The 14287-nt window shown below is 47.6% G+C and carries 13 protein-coding genes; 10 read left to right on the top strand and 3 right to left on the bottom strand.

Features of this window, described 5'->3' with window-relative positions; translation table 11 throughout:
- Nucleotides 1-119: 119 nt before the first annotated feature.
- Entirely contained in the window at nt 120-326 is a 207-nt protein-coding gene (locus C9I89_RS01870; RefSeq protein WP_107281636.1) for a DUF2517 family protein, read from the top strand.
- Between the two features lie 119 nt (nt 327-445).
- The gene (locus C9I89_RS01865) at nt 446-1204 is read left to right on the top strand and encodes a Nif3-like dinuclear metal center hexameric protein (protein ID WP_107281635.1); all 759 of its coding nucleotides are present in this window, start codon (nt 446-448) and stop codon (nt 1202-1204) included.
- 51 nt (nt 1205-1255) lie between these two features.
- On the opposite strand, the gene C9I89_RS01860 is transcribed toward C9I89_RS01865, so the two are convergent.
- Entirely contained in the window at nt 1256-2545 is a 1290-nt protein-coding gene (locus tag C9I89_RS01860; RefSeq protein ID WP_107281634.1) for a citrate synthase, read from the bottom strand.
- A 398-nt stretch (nt 2546-2943) separates the two neighbouring features.
- Between C9I89_RS01860 and sdhC the strand changes: the two genes are divergently transcribed.
- The 8 genes from sdhC to sucD all read left to right on the top strand — a co-directional run bounded on the left by sdhC (nt 2944) and on the right by sucD (nt 12543).
- A complete protein-coding gene (gene sdhC, locus C9I89_RS01855; protein ID WP_170107596.1) occupies nt 2944-3336 on the top strand; it encodes a succinate dehydrogenase cytochrome b556 subunit in 393 nt (130 codons plus the stop codon).
- Nucleotides 3330-3677: a succinate dehydrogenase, hydrophobic membrane anchor protein gene (gene sdhD / locus C9I89_RS01850; RefSeq protein ID WP_107281633.1), complete on the top strand. Its 348-nt coding sequence runs from the start codon at nt 3330-3332 to the stop codon at nt 3675-3677. The genes sdhC and sdhD overlap by 7 nt, the downstream gene beginning before the upstream one ends.
- Entirely contained in the window at nt 3678-5444 is a 1767-nt protein-coding gene (gene sdhA, locus C9I89_RS01845) for a succinate dehydrogenase flavoprotein subunit (RefSeq protein ID WP_107281632.1), read from the top strand.
- Between the two features lie 14 nt (nt 5445-5458).
- On the top strand, nt 5459-6172 hold the full coding sequence (locus C9I89_RS01840) for a succinate dehydrogenase iron-sulfur subunit (protein ID WP_107281631.1): 714 nt from the start codon (nt 5459-5461) through the stop codon (nt 6170-6172).
- Nucleotides 6173-6285: 113 nt separating this feature from the next.
- On the top strand, nt 6286-9096 hold the full coding sequence (gene sucA / locus C9I89_RS01835) for a 2-oxoglutarate dehydrogenase E1 component (protein ID WP_107281630.1): 2811 nt from the start codon (nt 6286-6288) through the stop codon (nt 9094-9096).
- Nucleotides 9097-9127: 31 nt separating this feature from the next.
- Nucleotides 9128-10345, top strand: a complete 1218-nt coding sequence (gene odhB / locus C9I89_RS01830; protein ID WP_107281629.1) for a 2-oxoglutarate dehydrogenase complex dihydrolipoyllysine-residue succinyltransferase — start codon at nt 9128-9130, stop codon at nt 10343-10345.
- Nucleotides 10346-10504: 159 nt separating this feature from the next.
- Entirely contained in the window at nt 10505-11671 is a 1167-nt protein-coding gene (sucC, locus tag C9I89_RS01825) for an ADP-forming succinate--CoA ligase subunit beta (RefSeq protein ID WP_107281628.1), read from the top strand.
- The gene (sucD, locus tag C9I89_RS01820) at nt 11671-12543 is read left to right on the top strand and encodes a succinate--CoA ligase subunit alpha (protein WP_107281627.1); all 873 of its coding nucleotides are present in this window, start codon (nt 11671-11673) and stop codon (nt 12541-12543) included. Before sucC ends, sucD begins: the two co-directional genes overlap by 1 nt.
- Before the next feature lie 92 nt (nt 12544-12635).
- Here sucD and znuB read toward each other — a convergent pair whose 3' ends face one another.
- Complete coding sequence (gene znuB, locus C9I89_RS01815; protein ID WP_107281626.1) at nt 12636-13421, bottom strand: zinc ABC transporter permease subunit ZnuB; 786 nt, start codon at nt 13419-13421, stop codon at nt 12636-12638.
- Nucleotides 13414-14190, bottom strand: coding sequence for a zinc ABC transporter ATP-binding protein ZnuC (gene znuC / locus C9I89_RS01810; protein ID WP_107281625.1), 777 nt, complete (start codon nt 14188-14190; stop codon nt 13414-13416). Before znuC ends, znuB begins: the two co-directional genes overlap by 8 nt.
- Nucleotides 14191-14287: the final 97 nt, after the last annotated feature.

Here is a 14287-nt window from a genome sequence, read left to right as displayed (position 1 = left end):
TGCTCGGCATATCTCTTATTAATAGCGCAATATGGTCGATAATTGAACTATGTGCCGTAGTGTTATTACAGTAAATGGATTAAAGTAATGACAGGTTAGACCAGTTACCAGGGGGCAAAATGTACACTCGATTTCCACTTTACAGCATCATATTACGTCGTACTTTCGTTGTGTTTGCCGGGGTTCTGTCATTCCCGGTTGTTGTCTTCTTGCCGATCTCACTACGATCACGTTTTTACAGTTATCTGCATCGTGTCTGGTTGAAAACAAGCACAAAACCGGTTTGGTTAAAACAGACTGAACACGGTGTTAAAGAGCTTTTCTAATTTGAGTCTTACTTGTTCTAATATATTGAAAAAGCTGCAGCGGTGCAGCTTTTTTGCTATTTGGTATAAGCTGATAGTGGATTTGATATAATATTGGTGACTGGAAAAAGGGATCAACAATGAATAACCTGAAATTGGAAGCTGTATTAAATGCGCTGCTAAGTCCGCACCTGATAAAAGATTACTGCCCGAATGGCTTGCAGATCGAAGGCAAGTCAGAAATCAAGAAAGTCATTACCGGTGTCACTGCCTGCCAGGCGTTGATTGATCGCGCGATTGAAGCAAACGCTGATGCCATTCTGGTACACCACGGTTTTTTCTGGAAAGGAGAGCCTTCCGAAATCCGTGGGATGAAATTCAACCGCATTAAAGCACTAATCGAAAATGGTATTAATCTTTATGCCTATCATCTGCCGTTAGATGTGCATCCCGAATTGGGTAACAATGCGCGGTTAGCGCAGCTACTGGATTTTGAAGTCCTCGGCGGATTAGAGGAGGGCAATCCGCACTCTGTTGCCATGTATGGTCAGCTGGATGAAGCGGTGAGCGGTGAAGATCTTGCTTCACGCATTGCGATTGCCCTGCATCGCGAACCCTTACATATTGGTGATAATGCACCAGCAAGTATTCAAAGTGTCGGCTGGTGTACTGGTGGTGGGCAGGATTTTATTGAGCTGGCTGGACACAAAGGGCTTGATGCTTTTATTTCTGGTGAAGTATCAGAGCGAACCGTTCATATCGCACGTGAAATGGGTATTCACTATTTCAGTGCCGGCCATCATGCCACCGAACGTTATGGCATAAAAGCCTTGGGAGAGTGGTTAGCCCGGGAACATCAACTGGAAGTGGGGTATATTGATATCGATAATCCTGTTTAGAGTGTAAGTAGCGAGTGACGAGAATCTAGATTCTCATCACTCGCTTACTCGTTACTCTCTTTCGTGAATAGGCTTAAATTCACGCTGAAGCTTACCGGTATAAAGCTGACGTGGTCGACCAATACGGTTCGTTGGGTCATCGTGCATTTCGCTCCAGTGCGCAATCCAGCCAACGGTACGGGACATCGCGAAAATAACGGTAAACATCGAAATGGGAATACCGATCGCTTTCAGGATAATACCTGAGTAGAAATCAACATTCGGATACAGCTTTTTGTCAATAAAATACGGATCGGAAAGCGCGATGCGCTCCAGTTCCATCGCGACGTCAAGTAGTGGATCCTGAATATTAAGCTCATCTAATACATCGTGACATGCTTCACGCATGACAGTGGCACGTGGGTCATAGTTTTTATAAACACGGTGACCGAAGCCCATTAGGCGGAATGGGTCATCTTTATCTTTCGCACGCTCAACAAACTCAGGGATCTTATCAACGCTGCCGATTTCTTCCAGCATTCTCAGGCATGCTTCATTCGCACCACCATGTGCAGGGCCCCACAGTGAGGCAATACCCGCAGCAATACATGCAAATGGGTTAGCACCAGAAGATCCTGCCAGACGGACTGTCGAGGTGGATGCGTTTTGTTCATGATCTGCATGCAGAGTAAATATTTTATCCATTGCACGGGCAACGACAGGGCTGACTTCATATTCTTCGCATGGCGTTGCAAACATCATGTGCAGAAAGTTCTCGGCGTAATCGAGATCGTTTCTTGGGAAAATGAACGGTTGACCGATTGAATACTTGTAACACATTGAAGCCAGTGTCGGCATTTTTGACAATAGACGGAATGCCGTGATTTCACGGTGTTCATCATTATTGATGTCTAATGAATCATGGTAGAACGCCGCTAAGGCTCCAACCACACCGCACATTACTGCCATAGGGTGAGCATCTCGACGGAAGCCGTGGAAGAAGCTGGCAATTTGTTCATGAACCATGGTGTGACGGGTAACCGTGGTTCGGAATTGCTGGTACTCGGCGCGAGTAGGGACTTCGCCATATAAAAGTACGTAACAGACTTCTAAATAGTCTGCATTATTGGCTAATTGGTCGATAGGGTAACCGCGGTGAAGCAGAATACCTTTATCGCCATCAATGTAGGTAATTTGAGATTCACATGATGCAGTGGCTAGAAAACCAGGGTCGAATGTAAAGTAACCGTTAGCGCCAAGTTTGCGCACATCAATGACTTCTGGCCCCTGGGAGCCCCCGATAATCGGCAGTTCGATAGGTGCTTTCCCTTCAATGTGAAGAGTAGCTTTCTTATCTGCCATAACAATCTCCTTTGCTATTTCTATAATCCTGATCCAAGACGGATGTATGCTAGTTGTACCGTTTGCCACGGCAATTGTCAATTTTCGTGATTTTTTGTACGCGCTTGTTAATAACTTTGAAGTAAATGGTACAAATATCTCAAATCGTGTTAGAGGTCATGTAACACGGTTTGTGTTTGCTTGTTACGGGGCGTATACTCGCGGCAGGTATCTGGTTATGCTGATGCCAGAAGTGAATGGATAAGTTATCAACAATATTAGTTACTTAGGTTGAGAGTTTTTTTTTGTTACTAAAGGCACAAAATCGCAACCAAAGGTTATGGAATTGTTACTCTTATTCGTTGGCGTAGCACTGGGCCGGAGAGTTTAATAAAAATAATATGCTTCAATGGAGCTGAGTGGGCAAACACGTGAAAGTTAAAAAGCCAAGACCTGTCAACCTCGACCTACAGACGATTCGCTTCCCTCTGACAGCGATTGCGTCGATCTTACATCGTGTATCAGGCGTTATTACGTTTGTTTCTGTTGCAATACTACTTTGGTTATTAGGCCTTTCCCTTTCTACCCCGGAAGGTTTCGCAAGTGCTGCCAACATTGTTGACAGTTTTTTTGTGAAATTTATTCTGTGGGGAGTGCTGACGGCATTGTTTTATCACATTGTGGTTGGTGTGCGTCATTTACTGATGGACATGGGATATTTTGAAGAAATGGATACCGGCATTGCGAGCACCAAAGTGAGCTTCGCAATTGTAGCGGTTCTTGCTGTCTTCGCTGGAGGCCTAGTATGGTAAACAATGTATCAACAGTCGGCCGTAATGGTATTCACGATTTTATCCTGATCCGCGCTACTGCAATCATCTTAACCTTTTACACCATTTATATGATCGGATTCTTCGCATTCGGCCCGGATCTGAGCTACGAAACCTGGACGGCTTTCTTTGGCAAGCTGAGTACCAAGGTTTTCACCATGCTGGCGTTGATGTCAATCCTGATCCATGCCTGGATTGGCCTCTGGCAGGTGCTGACTGACTACATCAAGCCAGCGGCAATGCGCGCGGGCATCCAGTTTGGCGTTGTAGTGGTCCTTTTTGTTTACCTGTTTTCAGGTTTCTTCATTTTGTGGGGTGTGTAAGTGAGCATTGCAGTTCGTGAGTTTGATGCCGTTGTAATCGGTGCCGGTGGTGCAGGTATGCGTGCCGCACTGCAAATTTCTGAACAAGGCCTTAAATGTGCCTTGTTATCTAAAGTCTTTCCTACCCGTTCCCATACCGTGTCGGCACAAGGGGGGATTACCGTTGCGCTAGGTAACTCGCACCCTGATAACTGGCAATGGCACATGTATGACACGGTCAAGGGGTCTGATTATATTGGTGATCAGAATGCCATTGAGTATATGTGTGAGAATGGCCCCAAATCTGTGATTGAACTTGAACAAATGGGGCTGCCTTTTTCTCGTTTTGATGATGGTACTATTTATCAGCGCCCGTTTGGCGGTCAGTCAAAAGCATTTGGTGGTGAGCAGGCGGCACGAACTGCCGCTGCGGCTGACCGTACTGGCCATGCGCTTCTTCATACGCTGTACCAACAGAACATCAAACATAAAACGACGATTTTCTCTGAGTGGTACGCGTTGGATCTGGTTAAAAATCAGGATGGCGCCATTCTAGGCTGTACGGCCCTTTGTATGGAAACCGGCGAGATTTGTTATTTCAAATCAAAAGCCACTATTTTGGCGACAGGGGGGGCCGGTCGTATCTATGCGTCGACGACCAATGCCCATATCAATACCGGTGATGGTGTCGGTATGGCTCTGCGTGCTGGCGTCCCAATGCAGGATATTGAAATGTGGCAGTTTCACCCCACGGGTATTGCTGGTGCCGGTGTGCTGGTGACGGAAGGTTGCCGTGGTGAGGGGGGGTATCTCCTCAATAAAGACGGTGAACGTTTCATGGAACGTTATGCACCCAATGCCAAAGATCTTGCTGGCCGTGATGTTGTTGCCCGTTCAATGATGGTTGAGATCCGGGAAGGGCGTGCCTGTGATGGTCCTTGGGGCCCACACATTAAACTTAAGCTTGATCACTTGGGTAAAGACGTACTCGAATCTCGTCTGCCTGGTGTGTGTGAGCTTTCTCGTACTTTTGCCCATATAGATCCGGTTAAAGAACCTATCCCCGTCATTCCGACTTGTCACTATATGATGGGCGGTGTGCCGACTCAGGTTTCGGGTCAGGCTCTGAAGCAAAATAGCGCGGGCATTGATGAGGAAATTCAAGGGTTGTTTGCCTGTGGTGAAATCGCTTCTGTTTCAGTTCACGGAGCCAACCGTCTGGGGGGTAATTCACTGCTTGATCTGGTGGTCTTTGGTCGTGCGACTGGTCTTCATCTTGGCGAAACGCTGGCAGCACAATCTGAGGCTCGTCCAGCAACAGAATCGGATATTGAAGCATCGCTTGCACGTGTAAATCGCTGGAATTCAACCCAAGAAGGCGAAGATCCGGTGCAAATCCGTAAAGATTTGCAACAGTGCATGCAGAACAACTTCTCGGTATTCCGGGAAGGTGAAGCCATGGCGAATGGTTTAGCGGAACTTAAAGTTATCCGTGAGCGTTTGAAAGAAGCACGCCTGGATGATACTTCTACCGAATTTAACACTCAGCGTATTGAGTGTTTGGAACTTGATAACCTGATGGAAACGGCATACGCGACAGCGGTCGCGGCCAATTTCCGTACGGAAAGTCGTGGTGCCCATGCTCGCTTCGACTTCCCTGAACGTGATGATGAGAACTGGCTATGCCATTCAATTTACAACCCTGAGACAGAAGAAATGTCCAAGCGGGCGGTAAATATGGAGCCTATTCATCGCGAAGCATTCCCACCGAAAGCTCGCACATACTAGGGAAGGGAAGAAAGATGAACCTGAATTTCTCAATTTATCGTTACAATCCAGATGTTGATAATGCCCCCCATATGAAGGGCTATAACCTGGAAGTACCTGATGGCTCTGACATGATGGTACTGGACGCGCTGATCCTGTTGAAAGAACAAGATCCAAGCTTAGCCTTCCGTCGTTCATGCCGTGAAGGAGTCTGTGGCTCTGATGGTCTTAACATGAATGGCAAAAACGGCCTGGCATGTATCACTCCGCTCTCGGCGTTGACGGGTGAAAAAACCATTGTCATTCGTCCATTACCGGGCCTACCTGTTGTTCGTGATCTGATCATTGATATGGAACAGTTCTATGTCAACTATGAGAAGGTGAAGCCGTTCCTTGTTGATGATGGTGTGCAGCCTCCGGCTCGCGAAAACCTGCAATCACCGGAAGAACGCGCACATCTTGATGGTCTGTATGAATGTATTATGTGTGCATGTTGTTCGACATCATGTCCGTCATTTTGGTGGAATCCTGATAAATTCATCGGACCAGCCGGCTTGTTGGCAGCCTATCGCTGGCTAATTGATAGCCGAGATAATGCCACCGAGGAACGATTATCGGATCTTGACGATGCTTTTAGTGTTTTTCGTTGCCATGGCATCATGAACTGTGTAAATGTTTGTCCTAAAGGACTAAATCCGACAAAAGCGATTGGTCATATTAAATCAATGCTGCTAAAACGGGCAGTATAAATAAATCGAATTATCGATATGCTGGCCTCCTGATTTTCACACTCAGAGGCCAGCTTTTAAGCCCGGCCAAGAGGCCGGAGTAAATGGCGATAACTAGTGGTTAAGGGAAAAAAATGCAGAACGGCGTTATGAAGGCATGGCTCGAGTCTTCACACCTAGCTGGCGCCAATGCGACTTATGTAGAAGACCTCTACGAGTTGTATCTTAGCGACCCAGAATTAGTTGACGAACAATGGCGAGGCGTTTTTGGTGAATTGCCGGTAGTGAATGAAGCGGTGGTTGAACAGCCTCATTCTCGTGTTCGTGATTATTTCCGACGTCTGGCGAAAGAAACAACCCATCTAAGCGCTACCGTCAGTGATCCGGATGTGGATGCTAAGCAGGTTAAGGTATTGCAGCTCATTAACGCATACCGCTTCCGTGGGCATCAACATGCAAACCTAGATCCCCTGGGGTTATGGCAACAGGAACGAGTTTTAGAATTAGATCCTGAATTCCACAACCTAACGGCAGATGATTTTAACGAAAGCTTCAATGTCGGCTCTTTTGCCGTCGGCCAAGAAACAATGAAGCTGTCTGAAATCTACGATGCACTCAAGAAAACCTATTGCGGTTCAATTGGTGCTGAGTACATGCATATTACTAACACCGATGAGAAACGTTGGGTTCAGCAGCGTCTTGAATCAGTAGTTGGGACGGGGACATTCAGTAAAGAAGAGAAGCAGTGTTTTCTTGAAGAGTTAACGGCCGCTGAAGGTCTTGAACGTTACCTTGGGGCAAAATTCCCTGGCGCTAAACGCTTTTCGTTGGAAGGTGGCGATGCACTGATCCCGATGATGAAAGAGCTGATCCGCCATGCGGGTGGTCAGGGTATTCGTGAAGTTGTTGTTGGTATGGCCCACCGTGGCCGCCTGAACATGCTGGTCAACGTGCTGGGCAAGAAGCCGCAAGACTTGTTTGATGAGTTTGCGGGTAAGCACGGCGAGAGCTGGGGGACCGGTGATGTAAAATACCATCAGGGTTTCTCTGCTGATTTCGCAACGCCGGGTGGCGATGTGCATTTGGCATTAGCATTTAACCCGTCTCACCTCGAAATAGTTAACCCTGTCGTTGTGGGTTCTGTTCGTGCGCGTCAGGATCGTTTAGGCGATACCGATGGCTCGAAAGTGCTTCCTATCACCATTCATGGTGACTCGGCAATTGCAGGGCAGGGCGTGGTGGCTGAAACATTTAACATGTCTCAGGCCCGGGGTTATCGTGTTGGCGGTACTGTACGTATCGTTGTCAATAACCAGATTGGCTTTACTACTTCCAACCCCCACGATATGCGTTCAACAGATTATTGTACTGATATCGCGAAGATGGTGCAGGCCCCCATTTTCCATGTCAATGCTGATGATCCGGAAGCGGTGGCTTTTGTCACCCGCATTGCGTTTGATTTCCGTAATACGTTCAAGCGTGACGTCGTTATCGATCTCGTCTGTTATCGACGTCATGGCCACAATGAAGCTGATGAGCCGAATGCCACTCAGCCTTTGATGTACCAGAAGATTAAGAAGCATCCTACCCCTCGTAAGATTTACGCTGATGCATTAAGTGATGGCAGTAGTGTGGATCTGGAAACTGCTACGGGCCTTATAAACGAATACCGTGATGCACTTGACCGCGGTGAATGCGTGGTGAAAGAGTGGCGTCCGATGAAGCTGCACTCTGTTGACTGGTCTCCGTACCTCGGGCATGACTGGACAGTGGATTGGGCAAGCAAAGTTGATAGCAAGCGACTTCACGAATTAGGTCTGCGTATCTGTCAGTTCCCTGAAAGTCACAAGCTTCAGAGCCGAGTACAGAAACTCTATAACGATCGTTTATTAATGCTTGCGGGCGATAAGCTTGTTGATTGGGGGATGGCTGAAACATTGGCTTATGCCACCTTGGTTGATGAAGGTAATCGTATTCGTATTACGGGGCAGGATTCTGGTCGGGGTACATTCTTCCACCGTCATGCCGTACTGCATAATCAAGGCGATGCAAGCACTTATGTTCCTCTTGCAAATCTACATGATAAGCAAGGACCGTTCGAAGTTATTGACTCGGTGTTATCTGAAGAAGCGGTGTTAGCCTTTGAATATGGCTATGCGACGGCAGAACCCGGCGGCCTGACTATTTGGGAAGCGCAGTTTGGTGACTTTGCCAACGGTGCTCAGGTCGTGATCGATCAGTTCATCAGTTCTGGTGAGCAGAAGTGGGGACGTATGTGTGGTTTAACCATGCTGTTGCCGCACGGTTATGAAGGCCAGGGGCCAGAACACTCCTCTGCACGTCTTGAGCGTTACCTGCAGCTTTGCGCTGAGCAAAATATGCAGGTTATCGTACCGTCGACGCCGGCACAGGTTTATCATATGCTGCGCCGACAGGTTGTTCGTCCGATGCGTCGCCCGTTGATCGTGATGTCGCCGAAGTCACTGCTACGTCATCCTTTGTGTGTATCAACAATGGAAGATTTAGCTGAGGGGACGTTTAAGCCTGCGATCGGGGAAATCGACTCACTTGATCCGACACAAGTAAAACGTGTTGTCTTCTGCTCTGGTAAGGTCTATTACGATCTTCTTGATCAACGTCGTAAAAACGAACAGACAGATGTTGCCATTGTTCGGATTGAACAGTTATACCCATTCCCTAAAGATGATGTTGAAGCTGCGTTAGCTGAATATCAGCATGTCACTGATTTTATTTGGTGTCAGGAAGAGCCACAGAACCAAGGCGCTTGGTATTCTAGCCAGCATAACTTCCTCTCTGCGTTGCCGAAAGGTGCTGAGCTGAACTATGCCGGTCGCCCGGCATCCGCATCACCGGCTGTAGGTTACATGTCGGTTCACTTGAAACAACAGAAAGCGTTAATTGAAGACGCTCTGACAATTGCCTAATAAGAGCTGGAACAAAAAGGACAAAGCCGATATGACAATCGAAATTCTGGTTCCCGATTTACCTGAATCAGTTGCTGATGCAACCGTGGCAACTTGGCATAAACAGCCTGGTGATGCCGTTACACGTGATGAAGTTCTGGTTGATATCGAAACAGACAAAGTGGTGCTGGAAGTTCCGGCACCGGAAGACGGTATTTTAGAAGCAATTCTTGAAGACGATGGTACAACGGTTTTATCCAAGCAGTTAATCGGTAAGATTAAAGCCGGTGTTATTGCTGGTGAACCAACGAAGGATGTACCGGCAGAAGCTGAGGCATCGCCGACTAAGCGTAGTACCGCCTCATTAAGTGAAGAGACTAGCGAAGCGTTAAGCCCAGCAGTTCGTCGTTTGCTTGGTGAGCACAGCATTGAAGCATCAGCGGTGAAAGGGACAGGTGTTGGCGGCCGTATCACACGTGAAGACGTCGAAGCCTTTTTGAAGCAAGGTAAAGCCGCTCCGGTACCTGCAGCCCCGACCGTTGAAGCGAAAGTGGAAGCACCGCTGGCGTATCGCAGCGAAAAACGTGTTCCTATGACGCGTTTACGTAAGCGTGTCGCTGAGCGTCTGCTTGAAGCGAAAAATAGTACCGCAATGCTGACCACGTTCAACGAAGTAAACATGAAGCCAATCATGGATCTTCGAAAGCAGTACAAAGACATTTTTGAAGAGCGACATGGCATTCGCCTGGGCTTTATGTCTTTCTACGTGAAGGCGGTTGTAGAAGCGCTGAAGCGTTATCCTGAAGTCAATGCTTCGATTGATGGTGATGATATTGTTTATCATAACTTCTTCGACATAAGCATTGCTGTGTCGACTCCCCGTGGCCTGGTGACTCCGGTACTTCGTGACTGTGACAAGCTTAGCCTTGCTGAAATCGAGAAAGGGATCCGTGAGCTAGCCATCAAAGGTCGTGACGGTAAGCTAACGGTTGACGAACTGATAGGTGGTAACTTCACGATCACTAACGGCGGTGTGTTTGGTTCACTGATGTCGACACCAATCATTAACCCGCCACAAGCCGCTATTTTGGGCATGCATAAAATAGCCGACCGCCCAATGGCCGTTGATGGCAAAGTAGAAATCCTTCCAATGATGTATCTGGCACTGTCTTACGATCACCGTTTGGTTGATGGCCGTGAGTCGGTAGGTTATCTGGTTACGATTAAAGAGTTGCTAGAAGATCCAACCCGTCTGCTCCTAGACGTTTAATACCTGTTTTTGCAGCTTAAGCCGGACAGGCTCAACGTCCGGCTTACATTACGCTGTCAGGTATCACTGACGAAGAAATACCCAAGAGTATTTCAAATGGATATAACAGTCTCAAATGGATATAACAGTCCAAAGGGATATGAAAATGGATAGAACATCATGAATCTGCATGAATATCAGGCAAAACAGCTTTTCGCTGAGTACGGTCTGCCAGTTCCAGAAGGCTATGCTTGTGACACGCCGCAAGAAGCAGCTGAGGCTGCTGGTAAAATCGGTGGTGGCAAGTGGGTTATCAAATGTCAGGTTCACGCTGGTGGGCGTGGTAAAGCGGGTGGTGTTGAACTGCACAACACGAAAGAAGGACTGAAAGAGTTTGCCCAAAAATGGCTGGGTAAAAACCTGGTGACTTACCAAACAGACGCCAATGGTCAGCCGGTTAGAAAAATCCTGGTCGAAGAAGCATCAAACATTGTTAATGAGCTGTATCTCGGCGCGGTGGTTGATCGCGCTTCTCGTCGTATCGTTTTCATGGCATCAACTGAAGGTGGTGTGGAAATTGAGAAAGTGGCGGAAGAAACTCCTGAGTTGATCTACAAAGCGGCAATTGATCCATTGGTTGGCCCACAGCCATATCAAGGTCGTGAGCTGGCATTCAAGCTTGGCTTGAAAGGGGATCAAATTAAGCAGTTTACAAAAATCTTCCTCGGTCTTGGTAACATGTTTGCTGATTACGATCTGGCGCTGCTTGAAATTAACCCGCTGGTTGTTACAGGTGATGGCAGTCTCGTTTGTCTGGATGGTAAAATTAACATCGATTCAAATGCAATGTACCGTCAGCCAAAACTGCGTGACATGCATGATTCAACTCAGGAAGATAAACGTGAAGCGCATGCCGCACAGTGGGAACTGAACTACGTAGCACTAGACGGCAACATTGGTTGCATGGTTAACGGCGCAGGTCTTGCAATGGGGACGATGGATATCGTCAACCTGTACGGAGGCCAGCCTGCAAACTTCCTGGATGTTGGTGGTGGTGCGACAAAAGAGCGTGTAACCGAAGCATTTAAAATTATCCTGTCAGACAGCAACGTAAAAGCGGTACTGGTAAATATCTTCGGCGGTATCGTTCGTTGTGACCTTATTGCAGAAGGCATCATTGGTGCAATCGCAGAAGTTGGCGTTGAAGTACCGGTTGTTGTTCGCCTTGAAGGTAACAATGCAGAAGTAGGTGCGGCTAAGCTAGCTGAAAGTGGTCTGAATATTATAGCTGCGACTTCCTTAACTGAAGCTGCGGAAAAAGTTGTTGCTGCAGCGGAGGGTAAATAATGTCAGTTTTAATCAATAAAGACACTAAGGTGATCTGTCAGGGCTTCACGGGTGGTCAGGGAACTTTCCACTCAGAGCAAGCTATTGCGTACGGTACGAAAATGGTTGGAGGTGTATCACCCGGTAAAGGGGGAACCACTCACCTGGGCCTGCCGGTTTTCAACACCGTTCGTGATGCAGTTGAAGCTACTGGTGCAACGGCCACGGTTATCTATGTACCTGCCCCATTTTGTAAAGATGCTATCCTTGAAGCAATCGATGCGGGTATCGAGCTGATCGTAACGATTACTGAAGGCATTCCGACACTGGATATGCTGGATGTTAAAGTGCGTCTTGATGAAGCTGGCGTGCGTATGATTGGTCCTAACTGTCCGGGTGTGATCACTCCTGGCGAGTGTAAGATTGGTATCATGCCTGGCCATATCCACAAGCCGGGTAAAGTTGGTATTGTCTCTCGCTCTGGTACCTTAACTTACGAAGCGGTCAAACAAACTACTGATGAAGGTTTCGGCCAGTCTACTTGTGTCGGTATTGGCGGTGACCCAATACCGGGCTCGAACTTCATCGACGTGTTGGAAATGTTTGAGAAAGATCCCGCGACTGAAGCAATCGTGATGATTGGTGAGATCGGCGGTACCGCTGAAGAAGAAGCGGCAGCTTACATTAAAGCGAACGTTACTAAGCCCGTTGTTTCTTACATTGCGGGTGTTACTGCGCCTCCGGGCAAACGGATGGGTCACGCCGGTGCCATTATCTCTGGTGGCAAAGGTACAGCAGCAGATAAATTTGCGGCCCTTGAAGAAGCGGGTGTTAAGACGGTGAAAAGCCTGGCCGAGATCGGTACAGCACTACGTGAAGTAACAGGTTGGTAATTAATACCAATCGGGATAATAGCCCCGATTGGTATCAGACCTTGTTTTTAAAACCCGCCGCCTGGCGGTTTTTTGTGCCCCAAACAAAAAGTCTAACTTTCGGTACGTTTTAGCTGGCTTAGCATGAACATTCCGGCAGCGGCAACGACCACTGAGGGGCCTGCCGGTGTATCGTAATGCCACGACATGGTCAGGCCAATGACGACAGCAACTGCACCGATAGCAGAGGCTAAGCCTGCCATAAACTCTGGACTATGAGAAAAGCGGCGAGCCGTTGCGGCCGGAATGATCAGTAGCGAAGTGATGATCAGCGCACCGACAAATTTCATTGCGACAGCGATAACCATACCAACCATCAGCATCAGCAAAAGGCGCATCAAATCAACATTGACCCCTTCAACTTGGGCCATATCTTCATTAATTGTCATGGAGAGCAAAGGATGCCAGAGGGTGAACAGTGCGATCAGCACCAGCAATCCGCCGCCGTATATCCATAACAGATCTGTCGCGGTGACGGCTAATAAGTCACCAAACAGATAAGCCATCAGATCGATACGAACATGATCGAGAAAGCTGACCGCTACTAAACCCAGCGATAACGCACTATGGGCAAGAATCCCCAATAAAGTATCGGTGGCAACATATTTTTGCTTTTGTAAAGCGACCAGAATGACCGCTAACACTAAACAGCAAATGATCAGGGCCAGGTTAAGATTGACATCAAATAAGAAACCTAAAGCGATCCCCAACAGCGAGGCGTGGGACAGGGTGTCACCAAAATAGGCCATCTTGCGCCAGACGACGAATGAGCCTAGCGGGCCTGCCAGTAAGGCAATGCCAATGCCCGCGGCAAGGGCTGGAAGAAGAAACTCAAGCATTATGATCACCGTGATGTTCTTTATGGTGCAGGCATGGACCGACAGGGCTACCCGCAAGGTCGTGATCGTGATTATGATTATGATGGTATAAAGCCAGTTGTTCACTTTGCTGCTGACCAAATAAAGCCACGTAGGAAGGGTGGCTGGTAATGGTGTCGGGCTCTCCCGAGCAGCAAATATGATGGTGCAGACAGATGACATTGTCGGTTTTTGCCATGACTAAATGCAGGTCATGCGAAACCATCAAGATGGCACAGTTAAGATTATCTCTCAGGGACTGAATTAAGTTATACAGCTCCAGCTGGCCGTTTACATCAACACCTTGTACAGGTTCGTCCAAAACGAGCAGGTCCGGTTTTTGCAGCAGTGCCCTGGCCAACAGTACCCGTTGCATTTCCCCACCTGATAGTGAATGCATATCACTGTGCTGGAGGTGGACACCGCCGACAAGGCTCAAGGCTTCGACTCTGGTACTCTCTTTGTTACGGCCTGCTAATCGCATGAAACGATCTACCGTTAGAGGCAAAGACGTATTCAGTTGCAGCTTTTGCGGAACATAGCCAATACGTACTTCCTTTTGACGAATCACTTTTCCTATCGTGGGCTTGCGCAAACCGGTGATCACCTTAACCAAGGTTGATTTACCAGCCCCGTTAGGCCCGATTAAAGTGGTGATTTGACCTCGTTCAAGTTTTAGAGAAACCTGATCTAGGACATGCCGATCAGCGAAAGTGACGGTGACCGACTGAAGTTCAATTAATGTTGTCATAAGAAAAATAGGCTGTCATGAAAGAATACGGAGAAGGAGTTTGCTAAAATGAGATGTTATAATATAACATTCATTTTCTTATTAGTATTCTTTAATT

It is taken from the genome of Photobacterium lipolyticum, from assembly GCF_003026475.1.
In the GTDB taxonomy this organism is placed as follows: Bacteria; Pseudomonadota; Gammaproteobacteria; order Enterobacterales; family Vibrionaceae; genus Photobacterium; species Photobacterium lipolyticum.
Note: the sequence above shows the minus strand (reverse complement) of the source record. Positions and strands in the feature narration are given on the sequence as shown.